Origin of the sequence: Sandarakinorhabdus sp. (assembly GCF_031430775.1) — a bacterium.
GTDB lineage: Bacteria > Pseudomonadota > Alphaproteobacteria > Sphingomonadales > Sphingomonadaceae > Sandarakinorhabdus.
The window spans coordinates 1-1,948 of the sequence record NZ_JANPCD010000183.1 but is presented as its reverse complement, the minus strand read 5'-3'; the positions used below and the strand labels follow the sequence as shown (position 1 = coordinate 1,948).

Below are 1,948 nucleotides of genomic sequence, written 5' to 3'. Positions count from 1 at the left end.
CGACGAGAGCGGCAAGCCGTTGCGCCATCCCCAAGTGGGCCAGATGTTTGCTGAAAATGAAGGCGTTTATCGGCCAACCTTCATCAACGCCCACTGAACCTGTCGACGTGCTGGCGACGCTGATGCTACATGCGCAACTGTTGGCACGCGCCGCCACCCGTAAGCCTATCAACCCATGCGCCTCAGGGTCGAGCGTCCTGGCACCTCAATCCGATGAAATGACAGGGCCAACATGACCGAAACCGCGACCAAGACTGCCGTCACATCCACCACACCGGTTGACCATGGCCACGACGGGCACGTCCATGACGAGAACTGCGGCCATCATCACCACGCTCCGGTCACAACGCTCCGCCGCGCAGGCCCCAAGGTTGGCCGCAACGAGGCTTGCCCATGCGGCTCCGGTAAGAAGCACAAGAAATGCTGCATGACTGCGTAAACTGCGGCGTTTCCTCACCCCTGCATCAACGCCTCCAAGCGCTTGCGCGTCGGTAAACCCGCGCGGCCACCGAGACGGGTGCACTTTTCGGCAGCAGCGAAAGCGCCGGCTCGCGCGCATACCTCGGATGGGCAGCCTTCTGACAGCATCAGGGCAAACGCGCCGTGGAAGGCATCGCCAGCGCCGGTTGTGTCTATGACCTCGACCACCGGAGCGGCGATCTCATGGAACGCGCCGCCCTCAAGCCAGAGATAGCCGCGCTCGCCGCGCGTCACGCCGGCATGTTTGACACCAAGCGCGGCGATCGCCTGCAAACGCGAGCGTTCATCTGTACCGCCCGGGAACTCGCCCAACGCGGGCTGCGAAAAAATCGCATAGTCCGTTAATGCCAACAACTCGGGCAAAACTTCGCGCGCGCCCAGGTCTGCGTCCAGCACGGTTGGCACCTTGGCCGAACGGGCGTGCGTGAACGTCGTCCGCAGTCCCTCAAGCCAGCGGATATCGCCAAGCACGGCGCCGCAGCCCTTGATGCGCTCGAGCGGCAGCCAGCCCGTACTCGATGGCATGCCAGTATCCCGGTTGTTGACGATCAGCCGTTCGCCGCGGTCGTCGACGATGATCGCTGAGGTGGACGAACGCGCGTCCTCGAACTGTTGGACGTAGCGAACATCGACCTTCTCAGCCTTCAGGCCGGCCCTGATGATCTGGCCGGCGCTGTCGTCACCAACGCGGCTCCACAACTCGACCTTGCCGCCGAGGCGGGCCATGGCGACGGAGGCGTTGGCCGCCATGCCACCGCCGACTTCGATATGTTCGAGGGCGCGCACTTTGGTCGGGTGCGGGGGAAAGGCCGAGATACGATAGATGCGGTCCAGGGCTGCGTGACCGATGGCAATGATCCGGCGGGGGGGCGGCATGCGTTCGCTCGAAACTGAAAAAGGTGCGGCTGTCCCTAGCTGAGGCACGGGGCGAAGGCGAGGCGAAACGGGGCGCTCACACGGTTGCGCGCGCAATCCGTGGCGGGCGGGCCGGTTTGATGGGCCGTTCGGGACCCAATCGTCCGAAGCGGACCGTGAACTCCTGGCGGATGTGGCGTGCGAGTTCGTCAGCGATCGGGTGCAAACCCGGCGTCGGCGCATGCAGATTGATCTGGTATTCGGGCAACGGCGGCAAGCCGCTGTCGTTGCCGAGTTCGACGAGGAAATCCGGCCGGCTGTCGCGGAGGGCCGCGCCGACGGCAATGCCGGCACTGACGGTCGCATCTTGTGCAACTTGATTCGACAATTCGAGCACGAGACGCCAGTCACGGCCGATTTTTCGCAGGGCCTCGATGGCCGAGGGGCGGAAGCGGCAGCTCTGGTCGCCGAGCGCGACCGGCACCGGATTTTCCAGATGCGCGTTGCCGCCGGGCGCACCGACCCAGACGAGGCGGTCGACGCGCAGCGTTTCTCCGCCGGCACCAGGCGCCGCGTCGGTCGTCATCGTCAAGTCGAGCGCGCCGTGGCGGAA

At 65.0% G+C, this 1,948-nt stretch carries 2 protein-coding genes and 1 pseudogene; 1 reads left to right on the top strand and 2 read right to left on the bottom strand.

Annotated features, from left to right (window positions below):
• The first annotated feature begins 232 nt into the window (after positions 1-232).
• A complete protein-coding gene (locus RMQ73_RS11785; protein ID WP_310498444.1) occupies positions 233-439 on the top strand; it encodes an SEC-C metal-binding domain-containing protein in 207 nt (68 codons plus the stop codon).
• A gap of 14 nt (positions 440-453) precedes the next feature.
• On the opposite strand, the gene RMQ73_RS11780 is transcribed toward RMQ73_RS11785, so the two are convergent.
• Together RMQ73_RS11780 and RMQ73_RS11775 are read right to left on the bottom strand one after the other, a co-directional pair.
• Positions 454-1,356 carry a PfkB family carbohydrate kinase gene (locus RMQ73_RS11780; protein WP_310498443.1) on the bottom strand — a complete coding sequence of 301 codons (903 nt, stop codon included), beginning with the start codon at positions 1,354-1,356 and terminating at the stop codon, positions 454-456.
• Between the two features lie 76 nt (positions 1,357-1,432).
• Positions 1,433-1,948 (bottom strand): annotated as a pseudogene (locus RMQ73_RS11775) (hypothetical protein); the annotation flags it as partial.